Source organism: Alkalilimnicola sp. S0819 (assembly GCF_009295635.1).
GTDB lineage: Bacteria > Pseudomonadota > Gammaproteobacteria > Nitrococcales > WHIW01 > S0819.
In genome coordinates, this window is sequence record NZ_WHIW01000002.1 from 154,248 (window position 1) to 167,754 (window position 13,507).

10 protein-coding genes and 2 pseudogenes are annotated in these 13,507 nt (G+C 64.7%); 6 read left to right on the forward strand and 6 right to left on the reverse strand.

Annotated elements, in window-relative coordinates; translation table 11 throughout:
* Positions 1–17 precede the first annotated feature (17 nt).
* Complete coding sequence (gene htpX, locus GBG68_RS02305) at positions 18–896, forward strand: protease HtpX (protein ID WP_152144695.1); 879 nt, start codon at positions 18–20, stop codon at positions 894–896.
* Between the two features lie 53 nt (positions 897–949).
* Here the strand turns inward: htpX and GBG68_RS14270 are convergent.
* From GBG68_RS14270 to epmB, 5 genes and pseudogenes are all read right to left on the reverse strand, one after another.
* A pseudogene (locus GBG68_RS14270) lies at positions 950–1,203 on the reverse strand (IS5/IS1182 family transposase); the annotation flags it as partial.
* A gap of 165 nt (positions 1,204–1,368) precedes the next feature.
* Positions 1,369–3,249 carry a hypothetical protein gene (locus tag GBG68_RS02310; RefSeq protein WP_152144697.1) on the reverse strand — a complete coding sequence of 627 codons (1,881 nt, stop codon included), beginning with the start codon at positions 3,247–3,249 and terminating at the stop codon, positions 1,369–1,371.
* A 47-nt stretch (positions 3,250–3,296) separates the two neighbouring features.
* Positions 3,297–5,378: an EAL domain-containing protein gene (locus GBG68_RS02315; RefSeq protein WP_152144700.1), complete on the reverse strand. Its 2,082-nt coding sequence runs from the start codon at positions 5,376–5,378 to the stop codon at positions 3,297–3,299.
* A gap of 10 nt (positions 5,379–5,388) precedes the next feature.
* The gene (locus GBG68_RS02320; protein ID WP_152144702.1) at positions 5,389–7,122 is read right to left on the reverse strand and encodes a hypothetical protein; all 1,734 of its coding nucleotides are present in this window, start codon (positions 7,120–7,122) and stop codon (positions 5,389–5,391) included.
* A 68-nt stretch (positions 7,123–7,190) separates the two neighbouring features.
* A complete protein-coding gene (epmB, locus tag GBG68_RS02325; RefSeq protein ID WP_152144704.1) occupies positions 7,191–8,222 on the reverse strand; it encodes an EF-P beta-lysylation protein EpmB in 1,032 nt (343 codons plus the stop codon).
* Between the two features lie 77 nt (positions 8,223–8,299).
* On the opposite strand from epmB, the gene efp reads away from it, so the two are divergent.
* From efp to GBG68_RS02340, 3 genes are all read left to right on the forward strand, one after another.
* A complete protein-coding gene (gene efp, locus GBG68_RS02330) occupies positions 8,300–8,869 on the forward strand; it encodes an elongation factor P (protein WP_152144706.1) in 570 nt (189 codons plus the stop codon).
* Positions 8,870–8,877: 8 nt separating this feature from the next.
* Positions 8,878–9,846: an EF-P lysine aminoacylase EpmA gene (epmA, locus tag GBG68_RS02335; RefSeq protein ID WP_152144708.1), complete on the forward strand. Its 969-nt coding sequence runs from the start codon at positions 8,878–8,880 to the stop codon at positions 9,844–9,846.
* A 71-nt stretch (positions 9,847–9,917) separates the two neighbouring features.
* A complete protein-coding gene (locus tag GBG68_RS02340) occupies positions 9,918–10,745 on the forward strand; it encodes a M23 family metallopeptidase (RefSeq protein ID WP_152144710.1) in 828 nt (275 codons plus the stop codon).
* 122 nt (positions 10,746–10,867) lie between these two features.
* Here the strand turns inward: GBG68_RS02340 and GBG68_RS02345 are convergent, their stop codons facing one another.
* Entirely contained in the window at positions 10,868–11,782 is a 915-nt protein-coding gene (locus GBG68_RS02345) for a LysR family transcriptional regulator (RefSeq protein ID WP_152144711.1), read from the reverse strand.
* 120 nt (positions 11,783–11,902) lie between these two features.
* Here GBG68_RS02345 and wrbA point away from each other — a divergent pair, with 120 nt between their 5' ends.
* Together wrbA and GBG68_RS02355 are read left to right on the forward strand one after the other, a co-directional pair.
* A complete protein-coding gene (gene wrbA, locus GBG68_RS02350; RefSeq protein ID WP_152144713.1) occupies positions 11,903–12,505 on the forward strand; it encodes an NAD(P)H:quinone oxidoreductase in 603 nt (200 codons plus the stop codon).
* 1 nt (position 12,506) lies between these two features.
* Positions 12,507–13,444, forward strand: a pseudogene (locus tag GBG68_RS02355) (glutathione S-transferase family protein).
* Positions 13,445–13,507: the final 63 nt, after the last annotated feature.

Below are 13,507 nucleotides of genomic sequence, written 5' to 3' on the forward strand. Positions count from 1 at the left end.
CCGGAGCGAGCACGACGATGTTCCGTATCGGTCTGTTTCTGGCTACCAACCTGGGCATCCTGCTGGTACTCAGCCTTACCCTGAACCTGCTCGAACCCTGGCTGGCCGCCCAGGGCGTGTATATGAACACCGGCTTCTGGCTGGTCTTCGCCGCCATCTTCGGCATGGGCGGCTCCTTCGTCAGCCTGGCGCTGTCCAAGTGGATGGCCAAGCGCTACACCGGCGCGCGGGTGATCCAGCGCCCGGCCAACGAGCTGGAGGCCTGGCTGCTGGACACCGTGCGCCGTCAGGCGAAGCAGGCCGGCATCGGCATGCCCGAGGTGGCCATCTACGACGCCCCGGAGATCAACGCCTTCGCCACCGGCATGAAGCGCGACGATGCCCTGGTGGCGGTGAGCAGCGGCCTGCTGCGGGGCATGAGCCGGGACGAGGCGGAGGCGGTGCTCGCCCACGAGGTGAGCCACGTGGCCAATGGCGATATGGTCACGCTCGCCCTGGTACAGGGAGTGTTGAACACCTTCGTCATCGTGCTCTCGCGGCTGATCGGCACCCTGGTGGACCGGGTGGTGTTCCGCAACGAGCGCGGCCACGGCATTGGTTTCTGGGTCACCATGATCGTCGCCGAGATCTTCCTCGGCATCCTGGCGTCCATCATCGTCATGTGGTTCTCCCGCTACCGGGAGTATCGGGCGGATGCGGGCGGGGCGGCGCTGGCGGGTCGGCACAAGATGATCGCCGCCCTGCAGCGGCTGAAGGGCAACCCCGAGAGCCAGTTGCCGGATCAGCTGGAGGCGTTTGGCATCAGCGGGCGCAAGGCGCTGGGGATCAAGCGGCTGTTCATGTCGCACCCGCCGCTGGATGAGCGGATCGCGGCGCTGCAGGCTGGGGGGTGTTGAGAGAAAGGGTGAACTTGGTCAAGCCTCTCCCGAAGGGGGGCATACGGTGTGGTCTGGCTGTCGTAGATGACGACCTGAATCCTTCGTCGGGGAGACCGAAGCACTGCTGCGCGATGTATATCCGTAGCATGCGCCCCAACCCGATCGTTGGCCGTCCGCGGTGGCCCTCCTTGAGATGGAATGGCTCGAGCTTCGCCTCCATCGTCGCCCTAGGCGTGACCCGTTCGATCTCGCCCAGACCACGGTCCCGGCGAGTGATCTTCTTCTTGGCGTCGCATTCAAGATCAGAGAAGCTCGACTGCATCAGGGGTGTGCTCACTCTAAACCGGGTATTGGCGAGATTGTCTCAAGCCACAGTCCCCCACAAAACGGCCGCCTCTAAAAACAAAGGTTTTTTGCGCCCTTCCGCAGGTAAAAGGCCAGCTCGCGTTGCAACCACGTGGGGCTTTACTGGCCGGAAAGGCTTTGTGTGCTATCTTGATAATACATTTACGCCATAAATCACCTCGCCGGTTTTTCTTGTGGCCCCGCCGTCGAATAGGTACTCTTTATTATTGTTTATCACTGGGTTGTTATAGCGTTTTAAGCTCCATTCCATTCCTATCCGGTAAGATTTTGGGTCGCCCTTTATGACTTTTGTCTCTTTGAAAGCCAGCGTTGCGCCGGATTTTTCGGGGATCTCTTCTATGCTGCCTTCAACGGCAGTATGAGTGATCTCTCTTCTTCCGTGAACGAGAGGTCGTCTGCTGATTAGGGTGCCGCTAAATTTTCGCCGGGAACTATCGAATGAGATGTCGGTGAGGCTGCTCGTGGTGGTGAACCCCGTGGCCTTCCATCTATACCTGATTTTTATGCCTGGGGATTCCATTAGGTCAGCGATGGATTCTGCGGCCAATTCCGCTTTTCCTTGGTTTATGCTATGTTGCCGATCCCATTCGTTTTCAATGCGTTTTATTTCTGATCGTGCTTTGTCGGAAAATCGACCTTCAGGCCTCTCTTTTAAGTAGCGAGACAGGCCAATGTGGCGCTCATGTAGCGTAGGTCGTCCATATTTCTTGAACCCGGCTGCTGCACTATTGAAGAAGGCAGCGTCTTCGTTGTGTCTTCTTATTTCTTCTTTCTGAACTGCGTCCGATAGATGCTTTCTGACCGACTCGTTAAAGATCTGAGAGCTTTTTTGGTCATCTTTGGGATGCGGTAGTTTGTCCTCTATCTGTGCAACATAGTCATTTAAAATATTATCGCGAGCTTTGTATTCGAATTCAACTAAAGGGAACCGCAAGAGGATTTTTTGACTTACCTGTTTGTCTATGTCGGCGGTGATCTCTTTTCTCCCCCGCGCGAGGTAGGTATATAGCTTTCCGTCGGGGTATTCCGGAGTCAGGCTCATTATGGTTCTGATGTAGTCCACCAATAGTTTCTGACGATGTCTTACTTCACCCAGTTCCGCATCTTTAATCCAGCTTTGGGTGATTGAAAACGTCTTTTCAAGTAGCCGCGCGTGAATGAAGAAGTCGAGGGACGATTCATCAGCTGCGGAGAATGCCTTTTGTCTTTTGTGATGCTTTAGTATTTCTGCAATTTCTTTCGATAAGGATTTCCCGGCCGACAGTAAGTCTTCCGGCTTAAGTTCCTGTGTTGAGCTTTGGTTGATGTTTCTAGAGTGAGACTCTAGGATGTCGGCAGCGCTCAGAAGCTCCGATATTTCATATTGTGACCCTGTGGCTCTCAGTATTTTAGCGAGGCCATTTGCCTCAGCCATCCTTAGAGGCGTTCTTCTGCCGCGTTCTTTCGCTATGTCATGTGCGTCTTTTATCGCTACGTACTTTTCTAGCCCTTCTGAGGAGGCCATTAGCATGCTTAAGGGGACGTAATGGATTCTGCCAAGCTGTAGGAGTGGCCATAGTTCGTGATCGGACGTTCCTGATAACGAGACTATGCTAACCTTCGCGATATCTCCGTTTGTCTCAATAATAGTCCCCTTTGCATAGGCATGTTGGCTGATATTGCTGCCTGCAAAATAAATTACGATATCATCGCCTGGTTTGTATTTGTCAAAACAGCCAGGAAGGCTGAGCATGATAAGTAAAGCGAGAAAAAAGCGCCGCATTGCTTGCCCCTTGAAGGCTTCTATGGGTTTATTGTTGGTGGTTTTTGTCGTTGGGTTTTTGCTGTGCGGCATAGGCTCGATTCGGTTATTATTGGCTGTAATATTTATTGTGACGGCTGCGGCTTTCTTTGACTGATAGAGGCCCGCTAGATAGCATATAAATACCAATGAGGGTTTCTTTAAGCCGAGATTTTTTATTCTTGCCGCTTGAGGGGGCTCAAGGTCTCCTAAGGCGGAGGTCACATTGTTATGTGGTCTATCATTGGTTGTTCGTTGGGATGCGAATTGAGTTAAATCACCATCCCCGAAAAGTCGTAATGCATGCCCCGCTCCGGCTCCTGCAGGAAATTGCCCTGTACATAGTCGACCCCGAACTGCCATAGGGTGGCCATGCTGTTCACGTCTTCCAGATAGCCGGCGATGACTTTCTTGTGCAGCTGCTGCGCGTTGTCGATGACCTGCTTGCAGGCCTGCTGGGTTTCCGCATTGCTGCCGATCTCGGCGGTGAGGGTGGCGTCCAGCTTGAGGTAGTCCGCCGGCAGGTGCTTGACCAGCTGGAAGGGGTTCAGGCCGCTGCCGAAGTGATCCAGACAGAAGCCGCAGTTGAGCTCCTTGATGCCGCGAAAGGCTTGTTTGGCCTGGTTGAGCTGGGTGACCGCCACCGGTTCGTTGAGCTGGAAGATCAGCCGGTGGCCCTCCACCCCGGCGTCCTTCAGCGCCTGGCCCACATCGGTGAGGAAGCTGTCGTCTTCCAGGGTGGGGCCCGAGAGCTTGATCATCAGCTCGGTGCCCTGGGCGTTGCGCTGTTGCAACACGCGCACCGCTTCGCTCATCACCCAGCGGTCGAGCTGCGGCAGCAGGCCCCAGCTCTCCGACTGCGGGATGAACTGGCCGGGCAGGACCAGCTTGCCCTCACGGTCCTGCATGCGCAGGCGCACCTCGTAGCGCTCCACGCTCTCGCCCTGCAGGCTGGCCACGGGCTGAAACACCAGGTGGAAACGGTCTTCCTCGGCGGCGGTGGCCACCAGTTCGCGCAGCTGCTCGCCGGCGCCGGTTTCGCCGCCTTCTTCCTCATCGCTGGACGTCGGCAGGTGTACCCGGTTGCCACCCTGCACGCGCGCGGTGTCGGCGGCCTGGTGGGCGGCGTCCAGCGCTTGCTGGGCATTGGAAGCGTCGGCCACCATGGACACGCCGATGGAGCAGGTGCTGGTGACGGTGCGCCCGCCGGACTCGGTGACCAGCGCTTCCACGGCATGGCGTATCGCTTCGCCCAGGGCGATGGTCTCGTGCACGCCGGCCTGCTCCAGCACCACGGTGAAGGCATCGTCGCTGAAGCGGGCCGCCAGGCCCTGATCGGCCTGCTCGGCGCGGATCAGGCCGGCGACATCGGTGATCAGCTGGTCGATGGCGGTGATGCCCAGGGTCAGCTGGATCTGCTCCAGGTTGTCCAGGGCGATGTAGAGCAGGCCGTGGCTCTGTTCCGCGCCTTCGGCGTTTTCGCTGATCAGCCGCTGCAGGTGCTCCATGAAGTAGCTGCGGTTGTAGAGCCCGCTGAGCAGGTCCTGTTTGCTCAGGGTGTCCAGCTGCGCCTCCAGCGCCCGGCTGTCCGCCTGTTCGCGGATCAGGACCTGGGTGCAGGGCTCGCCGTCTATGCTGGCCGGCGAGAAGTGCAGGGTCACCTGGCTGGGCACATCGTCGCTGATGATGGACAGCTCCAGCTCGTCCTGGCTGTGATCGCCCTTGTTGTAGCGGCGCAGGAAGTCTTTCATGCTGCCCTGGTCGTCCGGGGCGATCATGTCGAGGAGGGGCGTGCCCTCGATGTCCTCGAAGCTGTCCACGCCGAAACGCTCCAGATAGGCACGGTTGGCGTAGAGGTGCATGCCTTCGTGGACGTAGGCGATGGCGTCCCGGGAGCTTTCCAGCAGCAGCGAGCAGCGTTTTTCGGTTTCCCGCAGCGAGGCCTCCAGGCGGCGCAGGCGGCGCCGGTCGCGCAGATTGCGCAGCTCCCGCTGCAGCACCCGGGAGAGGTGCTCCAGGTCCTGCTTGCTCACCAGGTCGGCCGCGCCCAGGCGCATGGCCTCCCGGCGCACATCGCCATCGTCCACGTCGTTGATGGCCACCAGCGGCAGATCCTTGCCGCTGTGCTTTATCTGTCGGACGGCCTCGTCCAGGCTCAGCTCCGCCATGCCGGTGGAGCACAGGAAGAGATCGAAAGTCTTCTCGGCCAGGGCCTGCTGCAGGTCCTCGGCGTCTTCCGCCTGGCTGGCGCGCACCGCCTGGCCGGCGTTGCGCAGCACGCTGATCAGCATCTCGGCGTCGTTCAGGGATTCCTCGGCCACCAGCAGGCGGAGGATGTCGTCGTTCTTGCTCATGTACTATCCGTTAGCCCGGTGTGGACCACACCGGGTCGAATTCCCCACCGGCAGTCTGCTCCGCGGCCGCGTTGCGGAAATCGAACTGGCTGAAGTTGTCGGTGGATTCCAGGGCCTTGCCCAAGCGTACCGTGCTTTCGCTGCCCATGCCGCGAATCCGCGCACGTCGCCCGCTCTGGAAATGCAGCCCGGGGGTGGCGAGGCTTACCGGTTGATCCAGCGGCAGCACCTCGGGCAGCAGCAGGCCGCGCTCTTCCGGGCCGAAGCGGCCATCGTCCAGTTCGGGGCTGAGCATCACCGGGGCGGGGCTGGGGGCGATGACCTGCACGCCCACCTGCAGCCCTTCGCCCTTGATCTGCTTCATCCAGCGCACCACGCCCACATGCCAGAGACTGGCGGCCTGGTGCTCGCCCAGTTCGCGGATGCCGATCAGCTCGCCCACCTGTACCCGAGCGGATTGGCTGGGGTCCGAGAGCAGGCAGTAGCCGCCCGCGCTGATGTTCACCAGCCGCCAGCGCGGCGCCTGGGCGGTGCTGGCGCGCGCCACCGGGGCGGGCTTGCCGGTGTCGGCGGCTTGGGCTTGCTCCAGTTCGGAGGGGTAGACCAGCTCCCAGACATCGCTCCGTTCGCCCTCTTCCTGGCCGGCCGGGGCGACGTCCCGGGCGACGAAACGCGAGGCCTGCTGTTCCCCGCTCACACCCTGCTCGTGGGCTAGCGCGCGATGCACCGCCGACAGGCCCGCCACCACTTCGGCGCGGCCGCTGCTGTGGCTGCGGCTGTACTGGCGCCGCGGCACCACCCCCAGCGCCAGCATGGCCCGCTGGATCAGCGCCGCCTGCGGGTGGGGCTGGGGCCGGGCCCAGAAGCGCCACCAGCGACGCGGAGGGCTGAGCTCCTGCTGCATGGCCTCCATCATGCCGGTGGTGTCCAGAAGGTGGGTGTTGGCCTGTTGCTCGCCGCGCTGGCTGCCGGGCAGGGGGCCCTGGTCGCCGTGCAGATTCACCCGGAACATGGCCTCGATGCCGGCATCGCCGGGGCGCAGGCGGGCATGGCCCGCCCAACGCTCCAGCAGCCGGTCCAGGTGCTGGATCTCGTCCTGGCGCATGCGGTAGGGGCCGGCGGCGGCCAGCAGCACCAGTCGCAAATAGCGCCGGGCCACGGTCTGCTGGTTCTTGGCGCCGGGGGCGGCCACTTCCAGGTCCAGCAGTTGGCGGGCCGCGGCCAGCCGATAGAGTTCGTGCACGGTCTGCCAGCTGCCCGGGGTCGGCGGCTGATAGACGAGGAAGTGCTCGGTGATGGCGGTGGCCGTGTGGTGCAGGGCCTGCTCCACGGCCCGGGCCAGGGCCTTCCTGCCCAGGCGGCCGTGACCGCGCAGGCAGTCCTGCAGGACGATGCGCCAGGCGGTGGCCGCCTGTTCATGCAGGCCCGCCACCAGCTCCGCCTGCTTGCGCGCGGCCTCGCGCAGGGGGAACTCGCTGCCCAGATACTCCCGCCGCAGCCCCTCGCTGATGTAGTTCAGGGTCTCGGCAAGTTGCTCCAGCAGCGCGGCGCGGGCCGGTGGCTTGATCTGCAGATGGTTGGTTTCGTCCAGCGCCTGATAGAGCAGACGGCTGGTTTCCCGGACATTGGCCATGGGCAGGCTGGCGCGCCAGGCCTCCATTGCCTTGGGCCGGAAATCGAAGCTCTCGCGTGTCGCCTTGTGCTGGGCGGGCAGGGCCCAGTCTACGCCGATGTAATCGTCCATGGCCGAATCGTTTTTTTCATTTTGGCTGGGGATCGTTCGAGTATAACAGGCGTTGTTTGAAAACCAATTCAGCTTTGCGGCGTAGGCGTCGGTGCGAGAAGGGTTTTGTTGGGCTCGCCGGAAATTTCCCGCACCAGGCGGGGCAGCAGATAGCCCGGCAGTCTTGCGGCCATCTGTCGCCAGAGGGCGACAGCACGGGCCTCGGGCAGGTCGAAATGGCGCGCGCCGCGCACCCGGTCCAGCAGGTGCAGGTAGTAGGGCAGCACGCCGATGTCGAAGAGCCTTTCACTCAAGGCGCACTGGGCCTCCAGGGTGTCGTTCACGCCTTGCAGCAGGACCGCCTGGTTGAGCAGCATCGCCCCGGCCTCGCCCAGCGCCGCCACGGCCCGGGCGACGCTGGGGTCCAGTTCGGCCGCGTGGTTGGCGTGGATGACCACCACGCTGCGCAGGCGGGATTCGCGCAATTGCCCGAGCAGCGTTTCGTTGACCCGATCGGGCAGTACCACCGGCAGGCGGCTGTGGATGCGCAGGCGGCGCAGCTGGGGCAGGGCCTCCAGTTCCCGCAGCAGTTCGCCGAAGCGTTGATCGCTCAGGCTCAAGGGGTCGCCGCCGCTGAGGATGATTTCCTGGATTTCCGGATGGGTGCGCAGGTAATCCAGCGCCGGCTGCCACTGGCTGCGGCTGCTCTGGGCCTCGGGGTAGGGGTAGTGGCGGCGAAAGCAGTAGCGGCAGTGCACCGCGCAGGCACCGGTGGTGATCAGCAGGGCGCGGCCGTGGTATTTGTGCAGCACCCCCGCGCCACCGTGGGCGGCCAGGTCGCCCACGGGGTCGGCGACGAAGCCCGGTGCTTCGTCGAACTCCGCATCCAGGGGCAGCACCTGGCGCAGCAGCGGGTCGTCGCTGCGGCCCGGCTGCATGCGGGCGATGAAGGCCCGCGGCACGCGCAGGGGAAAGAGGCCGGCGGCGCGGCGTGCGGCGGGCAGCAGATCGGCGGGCAGGTCGAGCAGCTGCAGCAATTCCCGCGGGTCGCGCACGGCTTCGGCATATTGCCGCTGCCAGGAGGCGGGGGCGGGGCTGGTGGTTTTGGCATGTACACTCATGGGGCGCATTCTAACCGTTCTAACGGCGCGGTATTTCCGTTAGCATTCCGCGTCTGCGCACTGCATCGAGGAAATCAATGGCGACTTTCAGCACCAACGAGTTCAAGGGCGGCCTGAAGATCATGCTGGACGGCGACCCGTACAGCATCGTCGAGAACGAGTTCGTCAAGCCCGGCAAGGGCCAGGCCTTCAACCGGGTCAAGGTCCGCAACCTGAAGACCGGCAAGGTCATCGACCGCACCTTCAAGTCCGGCGATTCGGTGGAAGCCGCCGACGTGGTGGAGACCGAGCTGCAGTATCTCTACAACGACGGCGAGTTCTGGCATTTCATGGACCCGGCCTCCTTCGAGCAGGTGGCCGCCCCGGCGGCGGCGCTGGCCGATGCCGGCAAGTGGATCAAGGAGCAGGACCTCTGCACCGTGATCCTGTGGAACGGGGCGCCGCTGTCGGTGGATGCGCCGAATTTCGTGGAGCTGACCATCACCGAGACCGATCCCGGCCTCAAGGGTGATACCAGCAGCGGCGGCAACAAGCCGGCTACCCTGGAGACCGGTGCGGTGGTGCGTGTGCCGCTGTTCGTCCAGGAGGGCGAGGTCATCCGGGTGGATACCCGCACCGGCGACTACGTCTCCCGCGCCAAGGGCTGAGCGGCCCCGTGGCGGTGGACTGGCGGCCGCAAGCCTCGCTGGAGGCCCTGCGCCGCCGGGCCGATGCGCTGGCCCGGATACGGGCGTTCTTCGCCGAGCGCGGCGTGTGGGAGGTGGAAACCCCCCTGCTCGCCGCCGCCGGCAGCACCGACCCCCAGGTCGAATCCCTGGTCGTGCACTACGACGGCCCCGGCGCGCCCGCCGCCGGGCGGCTGTGGCTGCAGACCTCTCCCGAGTTCCACATGAAGCGCCTGCTGGCCGCGGGGGCGGGCAGCATCTATCAGATCGGCAAGGCCTTTCGCCGCGATGAGTGCGGCCGCTGGCACAACCCGGAATTCACCCTGGTGGAGTGGTATCGGCCCGGCTTCGATCAGTGGCGGCTGATGGACGAAGTGGCCGCGCTGGCCTGTGCGCTGCTCGGCGAGCGGCCGGTGCGGCATCTGAGCTACCGCGAGGCTTTCGCCGAGGCGGGTGCCCCGGACCCGCTGGAGGCGGGCACGGACGAGTTGCGCGCCTATGCGCTGGGCAGGGGCCTGGTGGATGAGGCCTTCACGCTCGCGCGCGACGGCTGGCTGGATCTGATCATTTCCCAGTGCATCAGCCCGGCGCTGGGGCGCGGGGAGCTTTGCTTTCTGCACGGCTTCCCGGCAAGCCAGGCCGCGCTCGCCCGGCTGGACCCGGAGGATACCCGCACCGCCCGGCGCTTCGAGTTGTTCATCGAGGGGCTGGAGATCGCCAACGGCTTCGAGGAGCTGGCCGACAGCGCCGAGCAGGCACGGCGGTTTCGCGCCGAGGCCGCGGCGCGCATCGATCGCGGCGAGGACTGCCCGGCGGTGGATGAGCGCCTGCTGGCGGCGCTGGCGCACGGCCTGCCGGACTGCTCCGGCGTCGCGCTGGGACTGGATCGCTTGATTGCCCTGGCCTTGGGGGGCGATAGTCTGGCCCAGGTCATGAGCTTCACCCTCCCGAACGCCTGAACTTCGGCGTCGGCGCGGCTCAGGGCCGCGATGCCCCTGTTCAACCGCTGCACCCAAAGGTAATCGCCAACATGCGCCGCTTCGCCCGCCGCCTGCTCTTCGCCTGCTGCCTGCTGCCCCTGCTCACCGCCCAGGCCGGCTCCCTGACACTGCGCGGCGAACTCAGCCAGGGCAGCCTGCTGCGCGGCCAGGTGCCGGCGGGCAGCCAGGTGCTGCTCGATGGCGAATCGCTGCGCCTGTCCGAGGACGGCCATTTTGTCTTCGGTCTGGGCCGCGATCATGGGCCGGAGGCGGTGCTGGAACTACGTTACCCGAACGGCGAGCGCGAGCGGCGGGTGCTGGCGGTGGCGCCGCGGGCGTATCAAATTCAGCGCATCGACGGTCTGCCGCCGCGCAAGGTGACCCCGAAAGAGTCGGACCTGCGGCGGATTCGCGCCGATGGCGCGCTGGTGCGCGAGGCGCGCCAGCGGGATGATGCGCGCACGGACTTCACGGCACAGTTCGTCTGGCCCGCGCCCGGGCGCATCAGCGGGGTCTACGGCAGCCAGCGGATTCTCAACGGCGAGCCGCGCCGACCCCATTACGGCATCGACATCGCCGCGCCCACGGGCACGCCGGTGGTGGCCCCGGCGGCGGGCATCGTCACCGTGGCGCATCCGGACATGTTCTTCTCTGGTGGCACCCTGCTCATCGACCATGGGCATGGGGTGAGCTCCGCGTTCCTGCATCTGGACAAGCTGCACGTGGCAGTGGGGCAGCGGGTGGAGCAGGGCGAGCGCATCGCCGACGTGGGCGCCACGGGGCGGGTAACCGGGCCGCACCTGGACTGGCGCATCAACTGGTTCGACCGGCGGCTGGATCCGCGGCTACTGGTGGAAGGCGAGCCCCCGGCCCTGTAAGCGCCCGCTGGCCCGGCACCGGGTCGTACCGGCAGCAGGCCCGAGGGCGCGGATGATAGCCGCGATTCCCGCTCTGCCAGGGACCTGCTCTGCCAGGGGAGGCTCGCGGCCATGAGCCGCGGCTACGGGGCCTTCGTCCTCGTCCACTCCGGTTCCTTGAACACCTCCACCAGAAAATCCACGAAGGCGCGCACCTTGGCCGGCACGTGGCGGGTGCGCGGATACACCGCCTGCACCACGAGCTCCTCCGGCCGGTGGTCCTGCATGAAGCTCAGCAACTCCCCGCTGGCCAGTGCCTCGGCGGCGAGGAAGTCCGGTGCCAGGATGATGCCTTCCCCGGCGATGGCGGCGCTGAGCAGCGCGCCGCCGTTGTTGGCGCGCATGCGCCCGCTGACCGGGATCTGTCGCTGCTCGCCGCGGCTGTCGGTGAGCCGCCAGTGGTTTTGGTAGGGCTGGTAGCTGTAGCACAGGCAGCTGTGCTCGCTGAGCTCCGCCAGCGTGGCCGGTGTGCCCGCGCGGCGCAGGTACTCGGGGCTGGCGCAGAGCAGGATGCGGGTGCGGGCCAGGGGGCGCGCATGCAGGCTGGAATCCTGCTGGCGGCTGACGCGGATGGCCAGATCATAGCCTTCCTCCACCAGGTCCACGAAGCGGTCGTTGTAGTCCACGTCCAGTTCCAGCTCCGGATAGCGATGCAGGAACTCGCTCAGCCGTGGCGCCACATGCCGCAGCCCGAAAGAGAGCGGCGCGTTCAGCCGCAGCTTGCCCCGGGGGCTTAGCTGCAGACGGCTCACCGAGGCTTCCGCCGCGGCCACTTCCTCCAGAATGCCCTGACAACGCTCGTAGTACTCGCTGCCCGCCTGGGTGAGCGCGAGTCGGCGAGTGCTGCGGTTGAGCAGGCGCGCCTGCAGGTGTTGCTCCAGCCCGGCCACCTGCTTGCTGATCATGGACTTGGAGATCCCCAGCTGGCGCGCCGCCGCCGAAAAGCTGCCCTGGTTGACCACCTGTACGAAGCTCTGCATGGCGGCGATGCGATCCATGGTCCTGGCCCTCGTTCTTTAAATGGAAACAATGAGTTTATCTGATTGCGGATTGTTTCCCACGTCCTGGGGGCCTAGTGTCTTCTTTATCGCAGTCCCGTCAAAACAGGAGCAATTTCCATGAGCAAGGTTCTCGTTCTTTACTACAGCACTTACGGGCACGTGGAGACCATGGCCCAGGCCGTGGCGGAGGGCGTGCGCGAGGTGGAGGGCGCCCAGGTGGATATCAAGCGGGTGCCCGAGCTGATGCCGGAGGACGTGGCGAAGCGGGCCGGTGTGAAACTGGACCAGGCGGCCCCCCTGGCGAGCCCCGAGGAGCTGGAAAACTACGACGCCATCATCTTCGGCACCCCGACCCGCTTCGGCAACATGGCCGCCCAGATGCGCAACTTCCTCGACCAGACCGGCGCGCTCTGGGCCGGCGGCAAACTGGTGGGCAAGGTGGGCAGCGTGTTCACCTCCACCGCCAGTCAGCATGGCGGCCAGGAGACCACCCTTACCTCGTTCCACACCACGCTGCTGCACCACGGCATGGTCATCGTCGGCGTGCCCTACACCACGCCGGATCTGACCGAGTTGGGCGAAGTGGCCGGCGGCACGCCCTATGGCGCCAGCACCATCGCCGCGGGTGACGGCAGCCGCCGGCCCAGCGAGCTGGAGCTGCGCATTGCCCGCTTCCAGGGCAGGCACGTGGCCCAGATCGCCGCCAGGCTGGTGCGCTGAGATGGGCCTGCTGGTAGAAGGCCGCTGGCGCGACCAGTGGTATGACACCGAGAGCACCGGCGGGCGTTTCGTCCGACCGGACACCGCCTTCCACGGCCGGGTGGGGGAGGAAGCGCGTTTTCCGCCCAACCGGGGCGCTATCACCTCTACGTTTCGCTCGCCTGCCCCTGGGCCCACCGCACGCTGATCGCGCGCAAGTTGAAGGGGCTGGAGGATGTGATCGGCGTGTCCGTGGTGCATCCCTACATGGGCGAGCAGGGCTGGTCCTTCGCGGCGTACCCCGGCGCCACCGGCGACCCGGTCAACGGCATGGACTACATGCACCAGCTCTATACCCTGGCGAAACCCGATTACACCGGGCGGGTGACGGTGCCGGTGCTCTGGGACAAGCAGACGCGGAGCATCGTCAATAACGAGTCCTCCGAGTTGCTGCGCATCCTCAACAGCGCCTTCGACCCATGGGGCAATGCGGACGTGGACCTGTACCCCGAGCCTCTGCGCGAGGAGATCGACCGGGTCAACGCCTTCGTCTACGACCGGGTGAACAACGGCGTGTACAAGGCCGGTTTCGCCACCAGCCAGGACGCCTACGAGGAGGCGGTGACGGCCTTGTTCGAGGCGCTGGATGAACTGGAGGCGCGACTGGGGAAGCAGCCCTGGCTGGCCGGTGAGCGGATCACCGAGGCCGATTGGCGCTTGTTCACCACCCTGGTGCGCTTCGACCCGGTGTACGTGAGCCACTTCAAGTGCAATCTGCGCCGGCTGGTGGATTACCCGCGGCTCTGGGCCTACACCCGGCGGCTGTATCAGGTGCCCGGCGTGGCCGAGACGGTGAATCTGGACCACATCAAGCGGCACTACTTCACCAGTCATCCGCAGATCAACCCCACCGGGGTGATTCCGGCCGGGCCGGTGGTGGATTTCGACCAGCCGGTCTGAGAGCGGCGATGAGGGCGGCCCCGGCCGCCCGTGGGAGCAGGGGGCGTTGCCGCTCGCCTGGCT